The organism is Blautia sp. NSJ-175 (assembly GCF_022867815.1).
In the GTDB taxonomy this organism is placed as follows: domain Bacteria; phylum Bacillota; class Clostridia; order Lachnospirales; family Lachnospiraceae; genus Blautia; species Blautia celeris.
The window spans coordinates 226,878-252,417 of sequence record NZ_JALIFQ010000009.1; the positions used below are offsets into that span (position 1 = coordinate 226,878).

Consider the following 25,540-nt stretch of genomic DNA (forward strand, 5'->3'; position numbering starts at 1 on the left):
AGTTATTTTTACTCAGCGGCTCTGTGTGTTTTTCTCTTTTATAGACCACTTTTCAGATGTTTTCAAGTTTGTTAATTCAGATATATTTCCATTAATTTCTATTCTAAATCACTTATTCTCTGTTTTTCTCTTTTTTACTCTTATTTTAAATATTTACACAACTTTTTTTATTTTTAAATCGTTTAAGTATGTGCACATTGTACAATTCTTTATTTTGATAAAGCCTTTTTTGCGCTGTTCCCCCTTTCATTCTTTGTACAAAACCACAAAAAAACAGCCTCCGGGGGATGTGCTCCACATTTCCCCGAGAGGCTGTAAAATTTTTCTGTTTTCCTTACTTGTACCATCGTTTCAGGAACTTGTACCATTGCTGCTTTTTTGTCCCTGACTGATATTTCTGACGGATTTACGCAGCAGACGCTGGCATTTCACCTGGTAGACTGCTTCTGTTTTCTGTTCCGGAATCTCTTTTTCAAGAAGACCGATCATCACTTCCCCGGCACGGTATCCGATATCGTGCAGAGGCAGGGTAATGGTGGTCAAAGGCGGTTTATAATAACTGGAAAGTTCCCTGTTGTCATACCCTGTTATGGAAATATCCTGTGGAATCTTAAGTCCCAGCTCATCCAGACGGTCATATACGCCGCCTGCCATCAGGTCATTCATGCAGAAAATGGCTGTCACCCCTTTTTCCAGCAGTTCATCTGTATACATGTATCCTGCAGGCCGCGTCCAGTCTCCTGTCTTTACAAGCTCCGGGTCATACAGGATTTTATGGTTCAGCAGGGCTTTCTGGTATCCGATCAGACGCGCCTGCATATGAAGGCTGTCCGCTTTACCTGTGATCACCCCAATCTTCTCATGTCCGTTCTCAATAAGATGATTGACAATATCCAGCGCTCCGTGCTCGTCATCCACCACAACGGAAGGAACCTTACCGCTTCTTGTATAGCCGTATGCCATCACCGCCGGTATGGGAAGGTCCTCGGGAATACACCGTATCACACGCTCATGGGCTGTCACATAGATGATTCCCTCCACCTGCTTTGCCATGAGTTTTTTGATCTCCTGCTGCACAATCCCGTAAAAATCCGTTCTTCCATAGTAAGTGTCATTATATTTCTTATAGAGCCTTAAGTTGGTCAGCAGTATCTGGTAGTCCACTTCCTCACAGTATTCTGTTATCCCGTCTATGATATCCGGAATGCTGAAAATGGTCATATCCTCAGCAATAACCCCTATGCTCCTGGAATTCTTCGTCTTCAGGTTTTTAGCCATGTAGTTGGGCATATAGTCCATCTCCCTGGCCACCTTCAGAACCATTTCCCTTGTATTCTCACTGGCCCCCGGCTTGTCGTTCAGAATATTCGACACCGTAGCCACCGAGACATGACATGCCTTTGCAATTTCTTTGATCGTAGCCATAATTACCCCCGTACCGCATCGGCGGACTGCCCGCCGCATCCTTTACTTAAACGTTTTATATATTAATTAAATACTTGTTTTTACCTGCTTGTCAACCCTTTTCTTTTGTGTTAAGATGAAAATACTCTTATTTTGTTAAAACATCTGCCCAAAAGGAGTTATTATGAAGAACATGCATATACTTCCCTGGGATGATTCTCTCTGCAGAAAAGGTCAGAAAACGGCCTGGCTGCGTCCTTATACCCTGGATTGGAACAATCCGGAATCTGACAGTCTTCACCTGGAATACAGCTACAACGGGTCTGACTGGTATCAGTTAAACGGAAACAATGGAATCTGGTTCCCGGATTTCGGTTCCAAAAGGCTGCATTCCCCATCCATTTACCAATTAATCAACGGCACTTATCTGATCGCGGCGTCTGACGCGGTATATGAGTCCAGCATGCATCTTGTATGCACAACAGATTTTATCCATTATACGGGAGCAGTCTGCACAGACAGGGATTATGAATTTGAACAGCTCTACCCGATCACACAGAAGCCGGCCCCAAACGGCGCCGTTGAAATTCCGATGGAAATTCTCTCAGAACTTCAAAAAAATTACGGAAAACCTGAGCCGGTGCTCCTGCACGCGGTGGAGGAAGTCCATATCACCGCAAAACCGGGAGAAAAACCGCCTTTTCCGGAAAGAGTCACTGTGGAGTATACAAACGGTATGCAGGAAGAGCGGAAAGTCCGCTGGAATCTGTCCGAAACTGATAGGATAACCAAGGACTGCCAAACCTGTGAGGTGACCGGCCGCCTGGAGGAGACACGTTTTCCAAATCCCTTTATTTATCACAGAGCGGACCCGTTTATTTACAAGCACACGGACGGTATGTATTATTTCACAGCATCCCATACCGATATGGAGCACAATCTGGACGGAAAATACCAGTATCTTTACATAATCCTGCGCCGGGCTTCCACCCTGGGCGGGCTGGCAGACGGTTCCGGGGCCTATGAGGAAAAGGTGGTCTATGAGCGCCGGCCCATAGCCGGAGGCACCTTAAGCCCTCATATCTGGGCACCTGAGATCCATTATATTGACGGAAAATGGTATATTTATTACACCACCACCATATCGGAGGAATCCTCCTGGCGCATCCGCCCCCACTGTCTGGAGTGTAAAGACCGCGATCCCCTAACCGGGACCTGGGAGCAGAAAGGCCCGGTGGTTACTGAGGTAAAAGGCGATATTGCTTTCACGGATTTTTCTCTTGACCATACACATTTTGAACATAAAGGAAAACATTATTTTCTTTGGGCGCAGAAAACAAACAATATCTCTGACATTTTCATTGCACAGCTCTCCAACCCCTGGACGCTGTGCACCCCGGCTGTCCGCCTGTCCCATCCGGAATACGCCTGGGAGCTGCACGGGTTCCCCGTAGATGAAGGCCCCGGCATTATCAAACACGGAGGTAAGATATTCCTGACCTTCTCCGGCAGCGGCACAGACGCCCTGTACTGCGTGGGACTCCTCTATGCAGATGAAAATGCAGACCTTCTGGATGCTGCCTCCTGGAAAAAACTTCCCTTCCCCGTATTCCAGAGCAGTCGGGCCACCGGCCAGTTCGGACTGGGGCACAACAGCTTCACCAAATCAGACGACGATACGGAAGACCTGATCATCTACCACGGACGCCAGGAGGAACGCTACCTGGTTGATGAGGATTACCAGCCCCTTTACGACGCAGGGCGCAACGCCTCCGTGGGCAAAATATTCTGGGATGAGGACGGAATGCCGAATTTCTCCGTGCCCTCTGAGAGAATCGTGCGCAGGGAGGAAGACTTAACCGTCCGGGCAGTGATAACAATAAAATAAACGTATGACAGGAAAGAAAGAGTTCAGCGGTGAAAAATTCCCCTCCTGATTTCAACAAAAATTCAACAAGTTATTCATATACTTTTGTATCATACGAAAGCAAATCAAGAAAGAAGGAGGAAACACAAATGAACAAAAAGAAACACGAATTTCCGCATGCATTTGTCATTCTGTTTGCCATTTTGGTATTGATGGTGATCTGCACATGGCTGGTTCCTGCGGGGCAGTACAACAGAGTGGAGGTAGACGGAAAACAGGTCGTGGATGCGGACAGCTTTCAATATGTGGAATCTTCTCCTGTAGGTTTTATGGGATTATTCCAGTCCATTCCCCAGGGAATCCAGGATGGAGCGGCTTTGATCACCATGATCTTTACAATCGGCGCCGCAATCGGTCTTGTAAACAGTACGGGGGCTTTAAAAGCCGCAGTCATGACACTATCCAAAAAGCTGGGTGAAAAGCACAGTAAACTGGTATTGATCGGTATTATGGTCTTCTTTCTCTTCATCGGAGGGTTTCCCGCAATGCTGGAAGGCACGATTCCCTTCGCAGCCGTCTGTATCCCCATCTGTCTTGCACTGGGATACGACGTCATAACAGGGATATCCGTCGTATTCATTGCAGATATCGTAGGGTGGTCCGCCGGCCCGGCAAACTATTACACGGTTGGAAACGCCCAGATCATCGGCGGCCTGAAACTGTTCTCCGGTTTTTCCTACCGTATGGTGGCTCTGGTCGTACTTGGTTTGGTCAGTATCTTCTACGTGATCCGCTATGCTGAAAAGGTTCGGAAAGACCCATCAAAAGGACTCATGGCCGGACAGGACTATTCTGATCTTGCAGGGGACCAGGAGGAAACTGCGTTTACCGGACGCAGAAAACTGGTGGTTGTGGTATTTATGGCTGCTATCCTTCTCATCGTTATCGGCTGTCTGAAATGGGGATGGGGAATGCCGGAGATGTCAGCCGTCTATATCATCTGCGGGATCGTATGCGGAATCATTGCAGGCTACAAGAGCGGCAAGATTGCAGACGAGCTTTTAGAGGGAGCCAAATCCGTGTTTATCGCGGCGATGGCCATTGGAATGGCAAGGGCCATCTCTGTTGTCATGCAGCAGGGACTGATTCTGGATACCATTATCCACGGTCTGTCCGGTGTGCTGGCGGGACTGCCTGAAAGTCTTACCAGTATCGGAATGCTGGTGGTACAGACCATTCTGAATTTCTTTATCCCTTCAGGAAGCAGCCAGGCACTGGTTACCATGCCCGTACTTATGCCTGTTGCAGAGATAACCGGACTCAGCAAACAGCTTACCATCCTGGCTTTCCAGTTTGGAGACGGCCTGAGCAACCTCTGTTATCCTACTATGGGCGCACTGATAGCATTCCTGTCTTATGGACGTGTTCCTTTTAACAAATGGATAAAATTTATCATGCCTTTTATGCTTCTGGCATGGGGTGCCTGCATTATCCTTCTTATTGCCGGCACTATCATCGGATATTAGAAATCTTATACACCATTCTGTCACGCAGTTTCATCCTGCCTGCCGGAATGGTGTTTTTCATCCCCCTCATTCCGCTGCAATTCTGAAAAAACATCTCCTCTCTTCTATTTGCATTCCCAATTATCAAAATAACCACAAATTATATTGACGTTATTTTTTACAGATGATATAATCCACATATAACATTTGCAATATATTTATTTGCATAAGTCGGTCAGGAGGTGAATTTTAAAAAGACGTCATAAATATCATTGCAGACAACACAGACGGAAAACAGCGACAACAAAGCCATACTGTACTGCCAGCCGCCGGCATCTGTACACAGCCGCAGATTTTGCAGCGACAGAATGGCCGCCTGTTAAGATGCCCATCAGACCGGGCAGCAGAAAGGAGAAGATATGGGGGATTCAGATGGAGGGAAGAAGCGAAACGGAATCAGCAGATCCCTGAAAAGATTTTTTGGTGTGGGGGACTTTGGCTTTTCCTTTATGACCAATATTGAAACGTATTATTTTACTTATTTCCTGACAAATATTGCAGAATTTTCACTCCCGATCGTTACCATGATCACAACCATAGCCAGTGTAGTGGATGCTGCGCTGTCCTGGATATACGGAGTTATTCTGGACACATTTAAGCCTATGAAATGGGGGCGCTACCGCTCCTGGCTGGTGGTCATCCCATGGCTGGTGCCGTTTCTTTACGCATTCCAGTTCGTACGCGTGGGAAGCGGAACCGCAGCCGTGGTGATCATCATCGCAGCCACGATCACAAGCCATATTGCATGGAACATTCCATTCGTAGCCAACATTTCCATGATCAACATGGCTTCCAAGACCCCGGAGGACCGCATGGCTCTGTCCTCATCAAGAGCTATCTGGCAGTCTCTGGGCAGGGTATTTTATTCCTATGTAGGCCCGGCAGTGGTAGCTGTCATGGCCGGTATTGTTGGAGAAAAGAATTCCTACGGCGCCACAGCCTTTGCCTTTGCCGCACTGATGGCAGCCGGTTACTTCGCGCATTTTAAAATGTTTGAAGGCTACGAGGAAACCGGTGCCCAGGAAATTGAGAGGATGCGGCGTGAACTTGCGGAGAAGAAAGCCCGCGGCCGCCAGGATAAGGGAAACGGCCTCCTGAAGTGCCTCACCACCAATCCCTACCTCTTAGGGCTGACCGTAGCCGACCTGGCAAAATATATCTACAGTTTTGTCGCCAGCGGCATTGCCGTATATTATTTCACCTATGTTGCGCACAACAAGGACCTGACTGCTACATTCATCCTCATCTCCAGCCTGCTGGGAGTTGCAGCTTCTTATCTTTCCAAAACAGCAGCCAAAAAGTTCTCTGCCAGAAACACTGTCATCTACGCCTATCTTGCCATGGCAGTTGTGCTTGTGCTGGGATTTCTCTTCTATCGGCAGCCCTGGGCAGTGATCATCCTGGTCAGCCTGGCTCAGTTCTTCTGCACCATGACAAACGCGTGCGGCCCCGCTCTCTATGCGGACTGTGCCATTTACAGCGAATACAAAACCGGAAAAAATGCCACCGGACTGATCATGGGACTCAGCAACATCCCACTGAAGATTGGCGTGGTGAGCCGCGGCATTTTGATCAGCGCCTGTCTCGCCATCGCAGGCTTCAATCTGGAAACTGTGGAAAAAGGGATCACGTCCCCGCAGTTAGAGCGCGGAATCAGCATGGGCTTTACGATCATTCCCGCCATTGCCGTAGCTCTGGGTGCTGTCATCATGATTTTCGGTTTCCGCCTCACAAGGGACAAAATAGAAAAATATTCTGCAGAACTGGAAAAACGGAAATAGTATGTGAATAAGAAAAGGAGGAATAATATTATGTTAACCAAACGTCAAAACCTTATGGAGACAATCAGAGGCGGCAGTCCTGACCGCTTTGTCAATCAGTATGAGGCCTTCCGGCTCATTCAGAACCCTCTTGGCGGACACAATCCCAACCCCAAATACGGGGAGATGAATGTAAAGAATGCCTGGGGTATCACACGTTCCTGGCCCAAGGGCACACCGGGCGCTTTCCCTGTGCACACGCCTGAAAAGGTGGTGATCAAGGATATCCGGCATTGGAGGGATTATGTACATGCACCCAGTGTCAAATTCTCTGACGCGGAGTGGGAGCCTTTTATCAAACAGGCAGAGGAGACAGACCGCAGGGAATCTTTTGTTATGCCTTTTGTAGCCCCGGGCCTTTTTGAACAGTGTCACCATCTGGGGGAAATCCAGACCACCCTCATCAATCTGTACGAGGAACCGGAAGCCATGCATGAACTGATCGATTACCTCACGGATTTTGAACTGCAGCTTGCAGAGGAAATCTGCACACACCTGAAACCGGACGGCCTGTTCCACCACGATGACTGGGGCAGCCAGACCTCCACCTTTATGTCCCCGGCCATGTTTGAGGAGTTCTATCTGCCGGGCTATAAAAAGATCTACGGATACTATAAATCCCATGGTGTGGAACTGATCGTACACCACTCGGATTCCTATGCAGCTACCTTTGTGCCCTATATGATCGATATGGGCGTGGACATCTGGCAGGGCGTCATGACCACCAACCGGATACCGGAACTGATTGAAAAGTACGGCGGCAAAATTTCTTTCATGGGCGGGATTGACAGTGCCAAAGTGGATTATGAAGGATGGTCCAGAAATGTCATTGCAAGAGAGGTCAAAAGAGCCTGCGATGAAAACGGAAAATACTATTTCATCCCCAACGCATCCATCGGCCTCCCCACAAGTACCTATGAGGGGGTATATGATGTGATAACCCAAGAGATTGACAAGTACAGCAGGGAAGTCTTCGGATAAAAAAAGATAAAAAAACTGCCGGACACGGGTATTTCCCGGTCCGGCAGTGCTGTATTTCTTATGCATTCAGCGGATATTTATCTGTCAGTTCCTTCACAATAGCCTTGGCCTGCTCTTTCTTCTCCGGTTCTTTCACCATAATGGCAATAGCCTCTGCAATCTTATCCATGTCTTCCTCATTCATTCCCCTGGATGTCACTGCAGCTGTTCCCAGACGCACACCGCTTGTCACAAACGGTGATTCCGGGTCATTGGGAATGGCATTTTTATTGCAGGTGATGTTTGCTTCATCCAGCAGGTTTTCCATGGCTTTGCCTGTCACCCCTGTGCCTCTTAGATCCACCAGCATCAGATGGTTCTCTGTGGTTCCTGACACAATGTTGATACCACGTTTCAGAAGGCCGTCGCAAAGCGCTTTGGCATTCTTCACAATGTTTTTCTGGTACTCTTTATATTCAGGCTGCAGCGCCTCTTTTAAGCAGACTGCCTTGGCAGCTACCACGTGCATCAGCGGACCGCCCTGGATTCCCGGGAATACGGCTTTGTTGAAATTGAATTTTTTCGCGATCTCAGCGCTGCACATGATCATACCGCCCCTTGGGCCTCTCAGTGTCTTGTGGGTTGTGGTGGTGGTCACATGCGCATACGGGATGGGGCTTGGGTGTACGCCTGCTGCCACCAGACCTGCGATATGGGCAATATCTACCATCAGGTAAGCACCTGCCTCGTCGGCAATCTCCCTGAATTTCTTGAAATCAATGATTCTGCAGTAGGCACTGGCGCCGGCCACGATCAGCTTTGGTTTTGACTCCAGCGCAATTTTGCGGACTTCCTCGTAATCGATCACACCCTCATCATTTACTCCGTAAGGCACAATGTTAAAGTATGCGCCGGAGAAGTTAGCCGGGCTTCCGTGTGAAAGGTGTCCGCCGTGGGCCAGATTCATGCCCATAACCGTATCACCTGGCTTCAGCATGGCAAAGAACACAGCCATATTTGCCTGCGCACCGGAATGGGGCTGTACATTCACATATTCACAATCAAACAGTTCTTTTGCGCGTTCTACAGCGAGACGTTCCACTTCATCCACACATTCGCAGCCGCCGTAGTAGCGTTTTCCCGGATATCCCTCCGCATATTTGTTTGTCAGCGGGCTTCCCATAGCAGCCATAACTGCCTTGCTTACCCAGTTTTCTGATGCGATCAGCTCGATGTGGGAGTTCTGACGCTCAACCTCATCATTAATACACTTCGCTATTTCCGGATCTGTTGCCTGAATTTCTTCCAATGAATACATGTTTTCCAATCCTCACCTTTCTTATAATTAACCTTAGAATCCGCTGTGCGGATACTTTACCGACAATATCTTTCTTATAAAGATATTTGTTTTCCACCGAAAGACATTTGCCGTGTAAAAAAATGCCCAGAGCCGGAATCGAACCAGCGACACGAGGATTTTCAGTCCTCTGCTCTACCAACTGAGCTATCTGGGCATGTATGGGAATACGATAACAATACACCGTTTTCTCAAACAACACTGCAATATTATCATATTCCCTTTCATATTTCAATAGTTTTTTTCATTTTTTTACATTAATCTGGTAAATTGTTACTATTCACAAATCTATGAACTTCAGCGGGCTCTGCCCTGTACACAATTACACAATTGTGTTCCTGATACATCCAATACCTTCAATTCCGCACTCCACAACATCCCCGGGATTCAGGAATCTTGGGGGAATCATCCCCATTCCCACCCCTGCCGGTGTTCCCATGGCAATGATGGTGCCGGGCTTTAATGTCATGCCCGCAGATAATTCCGCGATCACATGGGGAATATCAAAAATGAACATATCCGTACTGCTGTTCTGCCGCAGTACCTCATTGACCCTGCTCTTGATGGCCAGCTTCGGCGGTCTCGGAACATCGTCCTCTGTGACGATAAATGGTCCCATGGGGGTGAATCCATCCAGGCTCTTTCCAAAATACCACTGCTTATGGCGTGTCTGCACATTTCTGGCACTTACATCATTGATCACCGTATAGCCGAATACATAGTCAAACGCGTCTTCCTTCTTTACATTCTTCGCTTCTTTCCCTATGATAACTGCCAGCTCCGCTTCGTAGTCCAGGCTGTCCACCAGCCCGGGATAGGAGGGAATGGTACCTCCGTCAGGTGTTGCCTCATTCACGCGTTTGGAAAAATACACTGCGTAAGGACGTTCCTGATCGAATTGCTCTTTTTTAAAACGGCTGGACTCCACTGCATGCTCCCTGAAGTTCATGCCCAGACAGATCATATCCTGTCTCGGATGGGGAATCGGGGCACACTGGACAACATCTTCATAACGCAGAAGCCTTCTGTCCGGCTGGTCACAGGCCTGTTCCATAATCTTCCTCTGTTCCGGGGTTATATTCTCGATCAGATCATTCATATCCCTGAAATGAATCCCCAGATCTTCAATAGGGATAAAACGATGGAATGCAAAGGAGCACATCAATCCCAGCCGTTCCTTATCATCACCCTGCAGTTTATATGTAAGTAATTTCATGTTTTTTCCTCCTCATGCAAAACACCCGTCAAAGATTTCAGCACGTTACAACATAAAATTTCGTTATACATAATAGTATCACAGTTTTCCGGTGTTTTCCACTAAAATCTCATAAAATTTTATGTTATTTGCATAAATATTATTCCTTATTCCGGCAATTCCTTCTTAGAGAATTTTGACGAGAGGATCACCGATGACACGGTATTACCGAACTTTCCCAATTCTCCCAGGAGTCCCTCGAACTGCCCGGTATCCGGGACAAAGACCTTCATGGTGGCTCCGTAAACGCCGATGGTGTGGTACAGCTCAAGCACATAAGGGGAATCTTCACAATATCTGGCCAGTTTCTGCCAGCTGCTGCTCGGTATCTCCATGTTGATGAACGCTGCCATTCCTTTCTGGATCCTTCCTCTTTTTATAATGGTCCTGTATCCTTCAATGATCCCCTCTTCCTCCAGGCGCCGCACCCGTTCAGTGACCGCCGGGGAGGTGAGACCCACCAGGGTACCCAGCTCCTTCATGGAGATTCTGGCATTTCCCTGAAGGATATTCAGGATCTTTTTATCCGTACTGTCCATACGCCTCTGCCGCCTCCTGTCCATTCACTTTGTCCATTATAAGTCTTTCCCCACACCTTGTCCATCTATTTTCCCGCCTGTATACTACTTTTCATTTTTAAGAAAATCCATGAAAATACTTTAAATGTATAAGTCAGATGCCCCATATACCTTTTTCCCTCCATGTTCTTAATGACCAGTGCCTGCTACAATATAGACAGTTACAAAAATAGTTTTTCAGGAGGTATCCATCATGGAAAATATCAACTTACCCATTACAGGAATCTGTTCCTTTGCCAAATATCCTATCTGTACCGACATGGACACCCTGGACGCCGATATAGCGGTCCTGGGCGTGCCATATGACCAGGGCGCAGCCTGGTACGGAGGCCAGAGACTGGCGCCCCGGGCCATCAGAAACATATCCACTGCCTATGCCAGAGGTGAGACCGGCTTCTACGACCCTGAGGAGGATGCCTGTCTTTTGGCCTCCCCCATCAAAGTTGTGGACTGCGGGGATGCGGATATGCTCCACGGTGACCGCGAATACTGTTTCTCTTCTATAGAAGAAAGTGTGCGCGGGATCATAAAGCGGGGTGCCGCCCCGGCCGTTATGGGCGGTGACCACTCCATCTCCATCCCCGTGGCAAAAGCACTTGATGAGATTGGGGAAACCATCAACATCGTACAGTTTGATGCTCATTTGGATTTTGCCATGTCCCGTGGCCCCCAGAAATACGGAAACGGCAGCCCCATCCGCAGAATGCGTGAAATGCCCCACATCGGCAGTATTGTCCAGATTGGCATGCGGGGTCTGGGCAGCAGTTCCCGTCAGGACTGGGAGGAAGCCAGGGCAGCCAACACCGTCATAACTGCCAAAGATTTTCACCGTCTTGGTGTGGAAAAAGTGCTGGCTCAGATACCGGCGGGCAAGACCTTCATCACCTTCGATATTGACGCCTACGACATTTCCCTCATGCCCGCCACAGCCGCGCCTTCTCCCGGGGGACTGCTCTATGATGAGACCTGCGAACTGCTCAGCGGCATCTGCGCAAAAGCGGACATCATAGGCTTCGATCTGGTGGAAACCGCGCCGTCCTACGACACTCCCGCCACTACCGGCTGCCGTCTGGCTGCACTGACCATGCTGCATATCATGGGGCAGATGACGAAAAAAACACTGGCGTAATTCTCTTTCATTACAGAAACAGAAAATTTTACAGTTTTTCCAAGTAAGCAGCCTCCTGAGCCAGTAAGAATGAAACAAATCTTAACAATTATACACCGCAAACATACCCACATAGAGAGACAAAAAACACATCGATACGCTTTTCGATGTGTTTTTTAATACACTTCCTAATTTCCTCACTATCAGCCATAACTTTTCTCAAATACAGATCATGCTGTCCGGTGAGGATATGCGGCAACATGTAGTATGTATAGGACTTCTCGATTCCAGATATTATGATTATCCGAGTCCTAAATATAAAGTATCTATTTAAAGGTCCAATCACCGCAGCTATCAGGCTTTACCGTATTTAAATACTCTTTTATCTCATCTATGTGTTCCTCATCTTTAAAAAATCCACCTTTCGCACCTGGAAGCTGATAATTTTGTGCAATGTTCTTATCCTCGTCCAAAACGATCATTTTATACTCTTCCGTATCTTGAGAAAATGTTTCGTCCTTTAATGTATAATTTATGGTCATATTAATGGTATATAACCCTGGTTCCTCAGGGGAAACATCAACTGCTACGGCTTCAATTCCTCCAGGGCTAATTTTTAGATATTTTCCATAACTATGGATTTCAGTTCCCTCCAAACTACCACTATACATTGCTGTATATTTAGTATTTACTTTACTGCCTATGTTGCTGTCACTCTCAAATAACTGGATTTCAGCAGGCCCAGCTCCTTGACTGCCAAAATGTATTATAGTATCACACGTTGTATAGTCTAATATATTAATATCAATAGTATCTATCTTTATATCATAATCTGTATTATTATTCGTAATGTCGAAAGCAGGACATATAAAAGAATCCGTTCTATAAAATTTATCATTGACAAGACAATAATAATAATCAGGATATATACCGGATGGCGCCGTCAAACTTACCCCTTTTTTATTTTCATTATCGTCCTCTGCATTATTGTAGTTAACATTTATATCACCACTCTCTCCATTAACGACAACACTTCCTCGATCTCCACTAGTAGTAAAATTTCCTACATTGCCATTATTATTTTTAATAACCTTGCTCCCACCATAAACAGCACCAAAAATTGATACGATAGCAGTTATAGCTGCCAATACAATTTTAGTTTTCTCCTTTCCCATAGCCCTCACCTCACATCATCATATATGGATATACGTGATATTATAACATAATCTATCTATAGTAACAATGCAAACGGCACCTCTTAATTGATCCATTACACCATATATTACTGTTGCCGTCTGGCTGCACTGACCACGCTGCATATCATGGGGCAGATGATAAAAAAAACACTGGCATAATTCTCCTTCATTGATTATAATGGTTCAAAACGAACACATTACATATAAGATTGGAGGAAATGCTTATGCTTCATTCCAGTTATTATCTTCAACAGCTCCGTGATATTCTGTATATTGCCCCTGTGGTGCTCATAGCGATCATGGGCCACGAATTTGCCCACGGCTGGGTCTCTGACCGGCTGGGTGATCCGACTCCCAGAATGGACGGCAGACTGACGCTGAATCCGCTGAAACACCTGGATCCTTTCGGCACTCTGTGCCTGATTATTTTCAGAATGGGATGGGCAAAACCCGTGAGGATCAACACCCGGTATTATAAGAACCGAAAATCAGGCATCATCATGGTTTCCCTGGCCGGTCCTTTCATGAATTTTATCCTTGCCTTTCTGTCCCTGCTTCTCTATGGCCTTCTTGGAAAATACGGAAGCGCTGACTCCGTGTCCGTCACCGTATTTATCCGGCTGCTGTATTATTCGGCAGTTATGAACATCGGCCTGGGCGTATTTAACCTGATTCCGATTCCGCCGCTGGACGGTTCCAACGTGCTGGCCGAATTATGGCCCGGAGTCTCCGTCTTTTACCAGCGCATCCGCCCTTACCGCACCTGGATTCTGGTCATTCTGCTGGCAAGCGGTGCTCTGAGCCGGCCTCTGGGAACAGCAAATGCCCATATTTTCAACACCCTCTGGGGATTTGTGAAACTGCTGCTGAATCTGACTCCGCATATACCACAGACAAGTCCGTTCATATAATGCCAAAGCGGGAGTCCGGTTTACCGGGCTCCCGCTGCCGCTTCCCCGGCACACGCCTCCTTATCCTTAAACAAATGTCTGAAAATCCATCTCACAAACGGCCCCGCAAAAAATATCTGCCAGCAGAACGCCATGGGAAAGTTCAAAACCGTTGTCTGAAGCCATTTTGCGGCAACCTGGGAATCCACACCTTTAAAAAGAAGCGTGGCGATAAGACTCATCAGGGGACACATGATACACACCGTCATGGCTGACACCACAAGGATCACAACAATCTGCCTGTCTTTCCCCGGCTCTGCTATGGAAAACGCCAGCTTCTTTGCCAGCGGCCCCGCAAGGAACATTTCCAGCAAAAACGCCGCGATTCCCATGATCACCAGTTCCCCAAAGGCCATTACAAACACCTCATTGGTAAGTCCTCCTCTGTCCAATGAAATGTTGTACACCACCAGTGCATAGACCATCACCACCACCATGAGAAGTGTAAAGATAACATCCTGAAATTTTGTTTTCGGCATAATAAATTCCTCCTTCTTCCGGCATCAAAAAAGGCAGCAAGATATATGACTCGTAACTTTCGCTGCGATCATGTCATATAATCTCACTACCATTTTCATCTGATACCATTATTTATTTTTTTCTGCTATCCTATGGTAACAGAATTTTTTTCCCTGTGTAAGCACTTTTTTTAATTTCAGCACTTCGCCCTCAGGACCTGTTCTCATCTGTACGGCATTCGTCAGATTCCCCTGTTACTCTTATCTTTGTTTTCTTACAAATAACTCATTAAACAAAATCGTAACGATTGTGACAGCCGCCCCTATCCCTGCCAGAATCCATAGATTATTTACGGCGATAACAGGCCAAATTGCTACGAACACAGAAGTACAAGGTACAAAACAGCCCTGCGCCACACCAAATGCCTCCCAGCTTTCCGTCTTTACATCCGGGTCAACACAGCGGGCCAGCGCCAGGCCGCTGGGTGTAGAACCACAGCCTGCCCCGAAAAACATCAGTGCCAGAGGAAACCAGTCCTTTCCAAACCAACGGCGCATAAATACCATACACAACAGTGACATTAAAAGGATTATGATAACCATATGTATCAGAATCGGCGCAAGATATGTTGCAAAAAACGATAAATTTAATGTTGCTGTTGCAGAGCAGATACAAATTTCCAGCGCCACACCGCCGATATTATCCACGGCCGCCTTATCCGCGTATTTATCCAGATGTGTTCTTGTCAGGAAAAACCATACGATGATCGCACCAACTATGCCGTACAGCAGAGAGGGAATATTCTGCGCTGCCGGGATCACTTTTGCAATTCCTCCGAATATAACGCTTCCAAGCCACATACTCAGAAATACAAAACACATCTGGAGTGCCAGGCCGTTAATGGAATCAGACGCAATGGTGGCTCTTCCCAGGGATTTCTGTTCTTCCGGCAAAACATAGTCATTTTTTCTTTCCCTGCTGTTTCCCCCTTTATCCAGTGCTCTTGCCCAGCCCCTGCGGACCCCCACATTAACCCAGAACATTCCCGCTACCATGGCAACGATCAGACCTAAGGTTGCCAGGATGAGGCCAATACTCAGCATCCCCTCTACACCTAATTCCTCGAACAGCGTGCCGGATGATGTAGCAGCACCATGACCGCCCCAATAGGTAAATACGGTCATAACGCCCCAGCTTTCAGGCAGCCCTTTCCAAATCTTTTGCAGTCCTACGCCTGCAAGAATACCAACCAGCATCTGTGAAAAATACGACAGCATATTACTGCTGATCGCACCTGCATAGGATTTCATTTTTGATTTATTGATCGCGATACCGAATAATGTAGTAGTCAGTACAATATTGATCATTGGTGACGCCATGCTTGACCAGGTATCGGGCATTGCAAACAGGTTCAAGACCTGCGGCCCCATGATCAGTGCAGCGGCACCCCCGATCAGTCCCGAAGGAAGATACAGCTTGCGCAGAGGCTTTATAATCTGCCGAAGCACCACTCCTATCATTAAAAATAAAAATAGTAACATCAAATCATTGACTGCTGTTGTATACATAATTTTCCTCCTAACACTTCGTGTAATCCATATAGTCCGTGTATTCCACTCCCAGCGCCCGCAATTTTTCCTCTACCCAGGGGCGTATGTAAGTTCCTTCCTTTTTCATGGTATCCAATATTTTTCTCTCATTTTCCTGTATTTTTCGTACCTTGTCCAACAATTCCGGGGCTTCCTCAGGCCTGATAAAAATCACGCCATCCTCATCTCCCAGAACGATATCTCCGGGATTGACCACTCTTCCTCCACACACTACAGTGGTATTGATCTCCCCCGGCCCGTTTTTATAAGGCCCATCCGGTGTCACGCCTCTGGCATAGACAGCAAAATCCTCCATTTTAGACATTGCATCCACATCCCTGACTGCTCCGTCCACAACAATCCCTCTGATTCCTTTCATCCTGCAGTAAGTTACCATCAACTCTCCAAAGACAGACCTTCTTGTGTCCCCTCCGGCATCAATGACAATGACATCCCCCGGCTTTGCCAGATCCATCGCTGCATGAAACATCAGATTATCCCCTTCCGGAACCTTTACGGTAAAAGCCGTGCCCAGCAGTCTTGTTTTATTTACAGGGACAATATCCTCATGCACTGCAGACATCCGCCCCATACAGTCATCCAGGTTTGCTACGGCAACTCCTGCAAACTGGTCTACCAGTGTTTTTTCCGGTCTCTTTATATCCTTTACGATCCTGCATCCTGTTTTCATATTTTCCAATCCCTTTCCGCTTTCTTTTATGGTTTTTTTCCATGCCTGCTATATTACTCTATGCTTCGGTTCCTTCCCTTCCAGAACGTTGAGGACCTCCTCCACGACCTCCATTCCCATGCGGTAGAGGGCCTCCTCTGTATTCGCCCCTATGTGGGGTGTTGCGCAGAAATTCTCCAGTGTCATCAGCTTATTGCTTCCATCAGGCGGCTCACTGACAAACGCGTCACAGGCAGCCGCTTTTATTCTTTTCTCTTTCAGAGCCTTATATAAGTCCTCTTCATTGACGATCCCGCCCCTTGCTGCATTTATTAAAATGGCATTCTTTTTAAAATACTGAAATTCCGGCTCTGCGATCATATTTTCAGTTGATTTCGTAAGCGGCACACTGATATTCACAATATCCGAAACCATAAGCAGATCCTTCAGCTCCGTGTACTTTTTTATCCCCCAGGCTTTTGCCTGCTCCTCCGTACAATAGGGATCATATCCCGCGAGCACTGCCGAAAAGCCATTTTTCAGTATCTCTCCTACACGCCGTGCAATATTTCCCATGCCGACTAACCCTACCGTCTTATTTGTCAGCTCAATACCTGTCATCTCCGGAGGGGCGATCCTTTCAAATCCTTCTTCTCTGCATTTTGCATCACATACGGATATTTTTCTGCTGACCGTCAGCATTAAGCCCACAATCAGTTCTGCCACAGAATTTGTGTTGGCTGACGGGGTGTTGAGCACGGTAATTCCGTATTCCCCGGCAGCTTCAAGGTCTATCGTATTACAGCCAACGCCATGTTTTCCTATTACCTTCAAGTGCTTTGCTCTCGCCATAATTTCCCTGCTTACCTCTGCAGTCCGCAGAATAACCGCATCAATATCCTCCGCATGCTCAAAAGAGTCCACTACCTCTGCTCTTTTCCTGAGTAAAGCCTCTGCATCCGGATGAATGTATTCACTTAAGTATACAACCATATTTTTTCTCCCTGTTCTATTCCTTGAGATCATGTTATCGTAACGGCCGTTACCTGCTTTATGCTTCTATTATATTTACAACATTCACTACATTCCATTGATGCTTCACACAAGAGTTTTCCTGATATTTTATATACTTTACACTACGAATTTTGTTATTTTGTTATATTTTCTTATGATTCAAAAATTTTCACTACATTTTTGTAACAGGACATCTCTATCCTTATATCTCTGCATAAAAATAAGGCGCATGGTTTCTGCGCCTTATCCTGTCCGTATAATTATTGGGTCAGTCTATACTCATCTAAGACTTTATCCCTTTCTATCAGTTTCTGGCGGAATGTCTGCGGCTCCTTCCAGCACATGAGAATCAGCAGATATTCCAAAACACCCTCCACCCCTATCATGGAATGAAAAAAACCGCAGTGTTCTGTTTCCACCAGCAGCACCTCGTCTGCGTATTTCACAACCGGAGACTCCATGCTGTCTGTGATCAGACAGCAGTACACGTTTCTCTCCGACAAAATTTCACCTATTTTTTCGTCTATCTTGTAATAACGGGGAAAATTGAGGAAAATGGCAGCATCTGACTCATCTAATTCCGTGAGTTTCGCAAGCTGGTCATGGCTCTCCTCTGTTACCGCGCTCACTTTATCGGTAAGATGTCCCAACAATCTTGAAAACTGGACCGCGCACCCTTTACCGCCGCGTAAACCAATGATCACCTTCTTGTCTGCCTTCAAAAGTCTGTCTGCTGCATCTTCATACCGTTCTTCGCTGTTCTGCCGCAAAGAGGTATCCAGATTGATCCCCATCAACTGAATCACTTCGTTTATGGAATCCTTGCTTTTTATATATTTATGGGTCTGCATGGTAAAACGGTCATATAAGGAATGTTTCCCTATTTTCTCTCTGTCCTTTGCAAGCTCATGCTGGATATACTCTTTCATGTCAGAAAAACCATCAAACCCTATTGTTCTTGCAAACCGAATGACAGAAGCATCACTGACGCCTATCTCCTTACCGATCTCTTTTGCCGTCATGCCAAGAACCCTCTTTTGATTTTTCAATATATAATCTGCAATCTTTCCCTGCCCCTTTGTCAAAGAATATTCCATAATCCGGTTCATCAACGTTGTATCCATATGCTATGCTCCTTCTCTTTGTTGCGGTCATCATAGCCATCCGCTTTCCCATGTAAAAAAGCCCCTGCAGATACAGGGACTATAAAAAAGAGCGCGAGACGGGACTCGAACCCGCGGCCTCGACCTTGGCAAGGTCGCGCTCCACCAACTGAGCCACTCGCGCATAAGAGCGGGTGATGGGAATCGAACCCACATATCCAGCTTGGAAGGCTGGTGTTCTACCACTGAACTACACCCGCAGGTTATTCTGTTGTGTTGTGTGTCTGTCCTTAGGACGTTATCTATAATATAATAAATTGTTCCAATTGTCAAGACATTTTTTACAATTTTTTTCAGGGAATTTTGAACGGTTTTCTGTGTACCGCCAAACGCGCTGCCCGGCACGGGGTGAACGGTAATATTTGAACTTCTTTTCAATCTATGTTATGCTGTTAATATCTATGTGTGCAGAGGAGTTTTTTATACCTTGGGCATACAAAAACGGAGGATTTACTGACCTCTATTAACGAAAAGGAAGGATGTTGATTTTGAAAATACAAGAATCCGCAGAAAACTATTTGGAAACCATTCTCATGATCGGAAAAAGAAAGTCCCATGTGCGTTCCATTGATATTGCCAATGAACTGGAATTCTCCAAACCCAGTGTCAGTGTTGCAATGAAAAATCTCAGAATCAACGGCTACATTGAAGTTGATGCCGAGGGTTTTATCACACTCACACCGGAAGGCCGGAAAATAGCAGAAAAAATATATGAGCGTCACCAGCTCCTCTCCGGATGGCTGATCCGCCTGGGCGTTGACCCCAAAACAGCTGCTGAGGATGCCTGCCGCATGGAACATGTCATAAGCGCGGAGAGCTTTGAGGCCATCAAAAAGCATACACACCGTACCATTACAGAATAGAAAGCGTTTTATTTATCATGAAAATATTATTAGTAACGGAACAGTTCTGTCTTGCAAACAACGGCATGACGATTTCCAGCCAGCGTTTTGCCCGAATCCTGCGGGAACACGGGCATGAGGTCCGTATGATGGGATACAGCAGAGAACCCGTGGATGCGGATGGAGAATACGCCTATGCCATGAAAAAGCTCACCATCCCTGTTTTTGACAATCTGATCACATCCCAGGGAATGATATTTGCAAAAGTGAACAGAAAAATCATCCGGGATGCCCTTGTATGGGCTGACCTGGTGCACATCCTTTCTCCTTTTGCCCTTTCCCACGTAACCATTAAAATGGCCCGGCTTTACGGTGTGCCCTTTACAGGTGCCTTCCATGTACAGCCTGAGAATATAACATCCTCCATCCATTTGAGCAGAGCAGATTTAGTCAATGATGCCATATATCACTGGTTTCATTTTTATATTTATCGTTACTGCCGTCATATTCACTGTCCCAGCAATTTTATCGCCGGAGAACTCCGCATGCGGGGCTACCATTCACAGCTCCATGTAATTTCCAATGGTATTGATCCTGATTTTGTATACCGAAAATCCCCAAAGGTCAAAGCTCTGGAAGGAAAATTTGTAGTGCTGATGGTGGGACGGCTTTCCATTGAAAAAAGACAGGATGTGCTGATCAGGGCTGTGGCCCGCTCCAGATACGCCGACCGGATTCAACTGGTCCTGGCAGGAAAAGGGCCGCGGAAAGAAGCGCTGCTCCGGCTTGCAGAAAAAGAACATCTTGCCAATCCCTTACAGATTCACTTCTTTCCGAAAAAACATCTGCTGGAATTGATCTCCATGAGTGATCTGTACGTGCACGCAGCGGATGTGGAGATAGAAGCCATGTCCTGCATGGAAGCATTTGCCGGCGGCCTGGTGCCTGTCATTGCCGACAGCCGCAAATCCGCCACGCCACAGTTCGCCCTGGATCAACGAAGCCTCTTTCAGGCAGGCGACAGCAATGACCTGGCTGCAAAGATAGACTACTGGATCGAGCATGAGGCGGAACGAAAGGCCATGGAGTACAAATACAGTGCTCTCGGCAAAAAATATGCTCTTGAAAACTGTGTCCGCCAGGCAGAGGAAATGTTTCGGCAGGAGTTGGAGGAGCATGCAGGAAAAAGGAGGCGTTTTATTTGCCGGAGAAGAAAACAGAGTCAAAAGGATTCCTGAAAGAGGATGAACATGTGATCCACATGTGGCAGCCTTTTTCTTTTGAGGTAAAAAAGGGATACGATTACCGGCGCACCAACCCGCTCTCCCGCCTTACCTCCTCCCTCCTAAAAACAGTGGCATTGCCTGTCCTGACAGTATTTGACCGTGTTGTACTGGGATCCCGCATTGACGGCTGGAAAAATCTGCGCAGGCTCAGAAATACCGGCGCAGTCACCGTCTGCAATCATGTCCATATGCTGGACTGTACCCTGGTGGAACAGGCACTCTTTAAAGAGCGCACGTATTTCATCACCCTGGCATCCAATTTTAAAATTCCCCTTGTCCGGCATCTGATCCGTATTCTGGGCGGCGTACCTCTCTCCGCCGATGTGCAGACCACTGCTGAACTTTTTTCAGAGATGGGAAAGGCCCTGAAAAAGGGCGCCTGTGTACAGATATACCCCGAGGGAGTCCTGCTCCCCTACTGCCGGGAACTCCGCCCCTTCAGAAGAGGTGCCTTCTATCTGGCGGAAGAGAACCAGGTCCCCGTTCTTCCCATGGTGATCACCTTCCATACCCCCACAGGCATCCGCCGCATATACAAAAGAAAGCCCTGCCTGCGTCTTCACATCCTGCCGCCCCTCTGGCCGGACAGCACTCTGCCTAAGAGGCAGCAGATAAAAGATCTGCAGGATCGCTGTTTTTCTTCTATGTATAAAAAAATCACGGAAACCCGCTGAACGCTCTGCGGTTTCCCGTGATTTTTTTGTTATGCCAGACCCTTTTCTTCCAGCCAGTCTGCCAGAATATGTTTGCCGGCTTTGATCTTCCTCGCCCTGAGCTGGAATTCTATCAGGGTAAGCCCCGTAAATACCACGCACAGGATGATCATAAATACAACCGCGCCCTGGATACTCTCTCCACCCGAGATCGTGCTTCTGAACGCTTCCACAGAATATGTGAACGGCACCCACTCATGAAGATAAGGCACAAAAGAACCTGAGATCTCCAGCGGATAAGTCCCCACAGACCCCGCTAACTGAACCACCATAAATACAAGCATCAGGAAGCTTCCCACTTTGCCGATAAAATTGGTAAAGAAATACATCACTGACATAAATGCCACACTGGCCAGACACGCAAATCCAATGGTCCGCCCCATCTCCATAGGACTGAACCCGTCAAATACGTGGAGAAGCAGCACCATGGCAACTGCCTGCAAAACAGCAATGGCATAGAGCACAGATGCCTTGCTGAGCCACCAGGAAAAGCCTGATTTTAATTTTCCCTTATATTTTGTCAGCGGATACATCAGGCTGAATGCAATACATCCCACCCAAAGCCCCACACTCATCATATACGGTGCCATGGCGTGCCCGTTATTTTCCACGGTCGTTATCATGGTCTCTCTCGTCTCCACCGGACCGGCGAACATTTCCACCGTGTCATCCGTGGTTTTTGTATCCTTCACCTGTTCTGCACCGTCCAGCAGGCTGCTGCTGAGTGTATCGGACCCGTCAGCCGCCTGGCTGATACCGTCTCCCAGCTCTTTACTGCCGTCCTTAAGTTTCCCGGCACCTTCCTGAATCAGTCCGGCCCCCTCGCTTAACCGGGATGCCCCATCCAGAAGTGTGCTGTTATTGGCGGTAAGCTCGCCGGTCCCGAAAACCAGGGATCCGGTTCCGTCCTTCAGCCTGGATGCTCCGTCATAGAGCTGGCTGCTGCCCTGCAGAAGCGCTTTCGCGCCGCTGTCCAGCCGTTTTGCTCCGTCCGCCAGGGTGCCGACACCATCATCCAGACTGCCTGCGCCATCATTTAACTGACGGATTCCTGTCTCCAGTTCCGGTACCTTCCCCTGCAGCGTACCGGCTCCATCCTTCACCTGTACAGCTCCGCTGCCCACACCGGTAATACCGCTCAAAAGACTGTCTGCACCGTCCTGAAGCGGTTTCATAGCCTCTTCCCGGAACTGCTGTCCCCCTGCTGCCGCCTGTTCTATGCCGGCTTTCAGAAGCGGGGATTTCTGATCCAGCTCATTTGTTCCTGCCTCCAGCTGCTCCGCTCCTGCCTTTGTCTGGCTGGCACCTGCGTTAAGAGCCGCGGCCCCGGTCTCCAGCCCGGACATTTTATCCGTCACCAGTTTCACACCGTCCGTATACGCAACAGTTTTATCTGCAAGGACCTCACTGCTGTCCCGCAGTTTCCCCACTACATTTACCACCTGTTCCATCATCTGGGCCTCTGTGCCCGAACCCTGACGGCTTTCCACAGAAGTTACGGTCTGTCCGCTGACGCCTGCAAGACCGTTCTCTGCCGCATCCGCTGCTGCCGATACAGCCTCCCCGGCCCCTCTTAAGGCACTGCCGCCCTCCTTAAGCAGAGAAGCCGCGCCTTCTAAACGTCCGTTTGCCTCATACACTGCACGCTCATTTTCCTGTGCTGCGGCAACCGCCTGACCGGCTGCCTCTGTAATCTGGCTGATATCACCGGAAGCCACAGCCGCATCAAGCGCCTCAGCCAGGCCGTCTGCAGAAACAGCATTTACACTTGCAATTCCATCCGCAGAAGCTTCCAGCTCCCCGGCCTTTCCCTGCAGTTCGTCTGCCTGCCCGTGCAGGGTTTCCAAAGCCGCCTCTGCCTCTGTGACATCCACATCTGTCTGAACGGTTGTCACTTCCTCAGCACCCTGCGCACTGCTGTTTCCGCCTGCTGTCAGCATGGCATATAACTGTTCCAGCCCCTGATGCAGCGCGGAAACGCCGTCTGCCAACTGTGCAGAACTTGCTCCCTCTGCCCCGTTGACAGCCTCCATACCTGCCTTCAGCTGTTCTATTCCTGTCTTCAGATTCCCACTTCCGGCCTCCAGTGCTCCCGTTCCCTGAACAAGAGCCTCTGCACCCTCATGAATCTGCTTTGCGGAATCCGGCAGCGTCTCCGTGCTCTGCCGAAGCACTTCCAGCCCCTTACACAGTTCTGCCATTGCCGCATCCGCATTCGATACTCCCACTTTTAAAGCTGTACCTCCGGCTTCCAGCCGGGCGGCTCCGTCTGCCAGTGCTCCTGTCCCCTGTGCAAGCTGATCCACCCCGTCCTTCAGTGCCGGCACCTGCCCATCCAGTTGTGAAAGTCCGGTATGCAGCGCTCCTGCACCGCTCTTTAATTCCTCAGCTCCCGAAACCAGCGTACCGGTACCATCCGAGAGTTCACTCACTCCCGTTCCTGCAGCCGTCACACCGTCCTTTAGTTCAGCCGCTCCCGAATCCAACTGATCGGCTCCGTCCTTTACCGTGCTCACGCCGTCCACATAAGTTTTCAACCCCACGCGCAGCGTATCACTCCCTTCCCGAAACGTAAGGGAGCTGTCCGCCAGAGTCTCAAGATTATCCGTTATGGTCCTGTTTCCGTCCGATATCTTGCTCACACCGTCCTTTAAATCCCTGGACCCATCGGCAGCCTCCTGCATCCCATCCCCAACCTCAGCGATCTGATCAAACACAGCCTGGGTATACGTCTTCGTCACTTCCTCCGCCACACTGTTTTTCACCTTCTCCATAGCTGTCTCACTCATCTTGGACGCAATATAATTCGTCCCCGGATTGGTCTGATAGGCAAGTTCCATCTTCTTTGGCTTCTCATCCATCACCGTAGACGCATTCTCGGAAAAATCCTCCGGAATCGTGATCACCATATAATAAGTACCATTTCTAAGCCCTCTTTCGGCGGTCTTTGCATCCACAAAATTAAAACAAAGCGATTCCTCCTCCCGGAGCTTCTCAACCAGTTCCTCCCCCACATTCAGCTCCCTGTCATTATAAGCAACCGCCTTATCTTCATTCACCACCGCCACCGGCAGCTTATCCAGATTCCCATAAGGATCCCACATAGACCCCAAAAACAGTGTAGTATAAATCGTAGGAATCAAAACAATCGCCACAACCACCACCAAAAGCAGTTTATTATGGACCAGTCCCTTCCATTCCTTTCTCAGCAAATCACATTCCCCTTTCTGTCACCATTATTCCCAACACGCCATCCACCAACCCCCTCTACCATTCTATGCCCCACTTTCACATTAGCACACTCCAAATCCATTAATAGATACCGTGTTGATTTTCAAAGCAACCTGTATTATACTAAAACCATCCCACCCCCACAACCATCAATCCCCCCTCACCCCATCCATTACTAGACACCTTGCCCCAATTATGTCTCATTTTATACTTTTTTAACATTTTCCCACATTTTCACTCTCAGCCACCCGCACTTAATAACCAACCGCCCCACACCTTCACTCTCAGCCACCCGCACTTGATAACCAACCGCCCCACACCTTCACTCTCAGCCACCCGCACTTGATAACCAACCGCCCCACACCTTCACTCTCAGCCACCCGCACTTGATAACTATAATGTACCCATAACAGTGGACAATCGAATTAGTGTAGTCCCTTCATTTTAGACGCCTCTTCCAGGTGCTTCCCTAAAGCTGGACAATCACACTAATTGCTCCCTGATTATTAAACA

General features: G+C 47.9%; 20 protein-coding genes and 3 tRNA genes. 9 read left to right on the top strand and 14 right to left on the bottom strand.

Annotated features, from left to right (window positions below; all coding sequences use genetic code 11):
- Positions 1 to 351: 351 nt before the first annotated feature.
- Complete coding sequence (locus MUB35_RS16055; protein ID WP_033141431.1) at positions 352 to 1,425, bottom strand: LacI family DNA-binding transcriptional regulator; 1,074 nt, start codon at positions 1,423 to 1,425, stop codon at positions 352 to 354.
- A 163-nt stretch (positions 1,426 to 1,588) separates the two neighbouring features.
- Between MUB35_RS16055 and MUB35_RS16060 the strand changes: the two genes are divergently transcribed.
- From MUB35_RS16060 to MUB35_RS16075, 4 genes are all read left to right on the top strand, one after another.
- Positions 1,589 to 3,292 (top strand): family 43 glycosylhydrolase, encoded by a 1,704-nt coding sequence (locus MUB35_RS16060; RefSeq protein ID WP_244806492.1) that lies wholly within the window; start codon positions 1,589 to 1,591, stop codon positions 3,290 to 3,292.
- A gap of 128 nt (positions 3,293 to 3,420) precedes the next feature.
- On the top strand, positions 3,421 to 4,797 hold the full coding sequence (locus MUB35_RS16065) for a YfcC family protein (protein WP_033141433.1): 1,377 nt from the start codon (positions 3,421 to 3,423) through the stop codon (positions 4,795 to 4,797).
- A 398-nt stretch (positions 4,798 to 5,195) separates the two neighbouring features.
- Positions 5,196 to 6,617: an MFS transporter gene (locus MUB35_RS16070; protein WP_033141434.1), complete on the top strand. Its 1,422-nt coding sequence runs from the start codon at positions 5,196 to 5,198 to the stop codon at positions 6,615 to 6,617.
- A 30-nt stretch (positions 6,618 to 6,647) separates the two neighbouring features.
- Positions 6,648 to 7,637 carry a uroporphyrinogen decarboxylase family protein gene (locus MUB35_RS16075; RefSeq protein WP_033141435.1) on the top strand — a complete coding sequence of 330 codons (990 nt, stop codon included), beginning with the start codon at positions 6,648 to 6,650 and terminating at the stop codon, positions 7,635 to 7,637.
- Between the two features lie 58 nt (positions 7,638 to 7,695).
- On the opposite strand, the gene glyA is transcribed toward MUB35_RS16075, so the two are convergent.
- The 4 genes from glyA to MUB35_RS16095 all read right to left on the bottom strand — a co-directional run bounded on the left by glyA (position 7,696) and on the right by MUB35_RS16095 (position 10,767).
- Positions 7,696 to 8,934 carry a serine hydroxymethyltransferase gene (gene glyA, locus MUB35_RS16080; RefSeq protein ID WP_033141436.1) on the bottom strand — a complete coding sequence of 413 codons (1,239 nt, stop codon included), beginning with the start codon at positions 8,932 to 8,934 and terminating at the stop codon, positions 7,696 to 7,698.
- A 123-nt stretch (positions 8,935 to 9,057) separates the two neighbouring features.
- Positions 9,058 to 9,130 (bottom strand) — tRNA-Phe (locus tag MUB35_RS16085).
- A 165-nt stretch (positions 9,131 to 9,295) separates the two neighbouring features.
- Entirely contained in the window at positions 9,296 to 10,189 is an 894-nt protein-coding gene (locus tag MUB35_RS16090) for a fumarylacetoacetate hydrolase family protein (protein WP_033141437.1), read from the bottom strand.
- A gap of 146 nt (positions 10,190 to 10,335) precedes the next feature.
- On the bottom strand, positions 10,336 to 10,767 hold the full coding sequence (locus MUB35_RS16095; RefSeq protein WP_052099459.1) for an Lrp/AsnC family transcriptional regulator: 432 nt from the start codon (positions 10,765 to 10,767) through the stop codon (positions 10,336 to 10,338).
- A 232-nt stretch (positions 10,768 to 10,999) separates the two neighbouring features.
- On the opposite strand from MUB35_RS16095, the gene MUB35_RS16100 reads away from it, so the two are divergent.
- Positions 11,000 to 11,935 (top strand): agmatinase, encoded by a 936-nt coding sequence (locus MUB35_RS16100; RefSeq protein ID WP_244806493.1) that lies wholly within the window; start codon positions 11,000 to 11,002, stop codon positions 11,933 to 11,935.
- Between the two features lie 305 nt (positions 11,936 to 12,240).
- Here the strand turns inward: MUB35_RS16100 and MUB35_RS16105 are convergent, their stop codons facing one another.
- Positions 12,241 to 13,089: a hypothetical protein gene (locus MUB35_RS16105; protein WP_244806494.1), complete on the bottom strand. Its 849-nt coding sequence runs from the start codon at positions 13,087 to 13,089 to the stop codon at positions 12,241 to 12,243.
- A 245-nt stretch (positions 13,090 to 13,334) separates the two neighbouring features.
- Here MUB35_RS16105 and MUB35_RS16110 point away from each other — a divergent pair, with 245 nt between their 5' ends.
- Positions 13,335 to 14,021 carry a site-2 protease family protein gene (locus MUB35_RS16110; protein WP_244806495.1) on the top strand — a complete coding sequence of 229 codons (687 nt, stop codon included), beginning with the start codon at positions 13,335 to 13,337 and terminating at the stop codon, positions 14,019 to 14,021.
- A gap of 20 nt (positions 14,022 to 14,041) precedes the next feature.
- Here the strand turns inward: MUB35_RS16110 and MUB35_RS16115 are convergent, their stop codons facing one another.
- The 7 genes from MUB35_RS16115 to MUB35_RS16145 all read right to left on the bottom strand — a co-directional run bounded on the left by MUB35_RS16115 (position 14,042) and on the right by MUB35_RS16145 (position 19,155).
- Positions 14,042 to 14,539 (bottom strand): DUF2798 domain-containing protein, encoded by a 498-nt coding sequence (locus MUB35_RS16115; RefSeq protein ID WP_244806496.1) that lies wholly within the window; start codon positions 14,537 to 14,539, stop codon positions 14,042 to 14,044.
- Between the two features lie 240 nt (positions 14,540 to 14,779).
- A complete protein-coding gene (locus tag MUB35_RS16120) occupies positions 14,780 to 16,087 on the bottom strand; it encodes a sodium/glutamate symporter (RefSeq protein WP_227210996.1) in 1,308 nt (435 codons plus the stop codon).
- Between the two features lie 10 nt (positions 16,088 to 16,097).
- Entirely contained in the window at positions 16,098 to 16,799 is a 702-nt protein-coding gene (locus MUB35_RS16125; protein WP_103732516.1) for an RraA family protein, read from the bottom strand.
- A gap of 48 nt (positions 16,800 to 16,847) precedes the next feature.
- Positions 16,848 to 17,771 carry a hydroxyacid dehydrogenase gene (locus MUB35_RS16130; protein ID WP_244806497.1) on the bottom strand — a complete coding sequence of 308 codons (924 nt, stop codon included), beginning with the start codon at positions 17,769 to 17,771 and terminating at the stop codon, positions 16,848 to 16,850.
- A gap of 281 nt (positions 17,772 to 18,052) precedes the next feature.
- Entirely contained in the window at positions 18,053 to 18,916 is an 864-nt protein-coding gene (locus tag MUB35_RS16135) for a MurR/RpiR family transcriptional regulator (protein ID WP_033141445.1), read from the bottom strand.
- Between the two features lie 90 nt (positions 18,917 to 19,006).
- Positions 19,007 to 19,079, bottom strand: a tRNA-Gly gene (locus MUB35_RS16140).
- A gap of 5 nt (positions 19,080 to 19,084) precedes the next feature.
- Positions 19,085 to 19,155: transfer RNA gene (locus tag MUB35_RS16145), tRNA-Gly, on the bottom strand.
- Positions 19,156 to 19,443: 288 nt separating this feature from the next.
- Between MUB35_RS16145 and MUB35_RS16150 the strand changes: the two genes are divergently transcribed.
- The 3 genes from MUB35_RS16150 to MUB35_RS16160 are packed head-to-tail and all read left to right on the top strand — an operon-like array spanning position 19,444 to position 21,757.
- Positions 19,444 to 19,818 (top strand): metal-dependent transcriptional regulator, encoded by a 375-nt coding sequence (locus MUB35_RS16150; protein ID WP_033141473.1) that lies wholly within the window; start codon positions 19,444 to 19,446, stop codon positions 19,816 to 19,818.
- A 17-nt stretch (positions 19,819 to 19,835) separates the two neighbouring features.
- Complete coding sequence (locus MUB35_RS16155) at positions 19,836 to 21,035, top strand: glycosyltransferase (RefSeq protein ID WP_244806498.1); 1,200 nt, start codon at positions 19,836 to 19,838, stop codon at positions 21,033 to 21,035.
- Entirely contained in the window at positions 20,999 to 21,757 is a 759-nt protein-coding gene (locus MUB35_RS16160; protein WP_244806499.1) for a lysophospholipid acyltransferase family protein, read from the top strand. Before MUB35_RS16155 ends, MUB35_RS16160 begins: the two co-directional genes overlap by 37 nt.
- A 29-nt stretch (positions 21,758 to 21,786) precedes the next feature.
- On the opposite strand, the gene MUB35_RS16165 is transcribed toward MUB35_RS16160, so the two are convergent.
- Positions 21,787 to 25,008, bottom strand: a complete 3,222-nt coding sequence (locus MUB35_RS16165) for a YhgE/Pip family protein (RefSeq protein ID WP_244806500.1) — start codon at positions 25,006 to 25,008, stop codon at positions 21,787 to 21,789.
- Positions 25,009 to 25,540 lie beyond the last annotated feature (532 nt).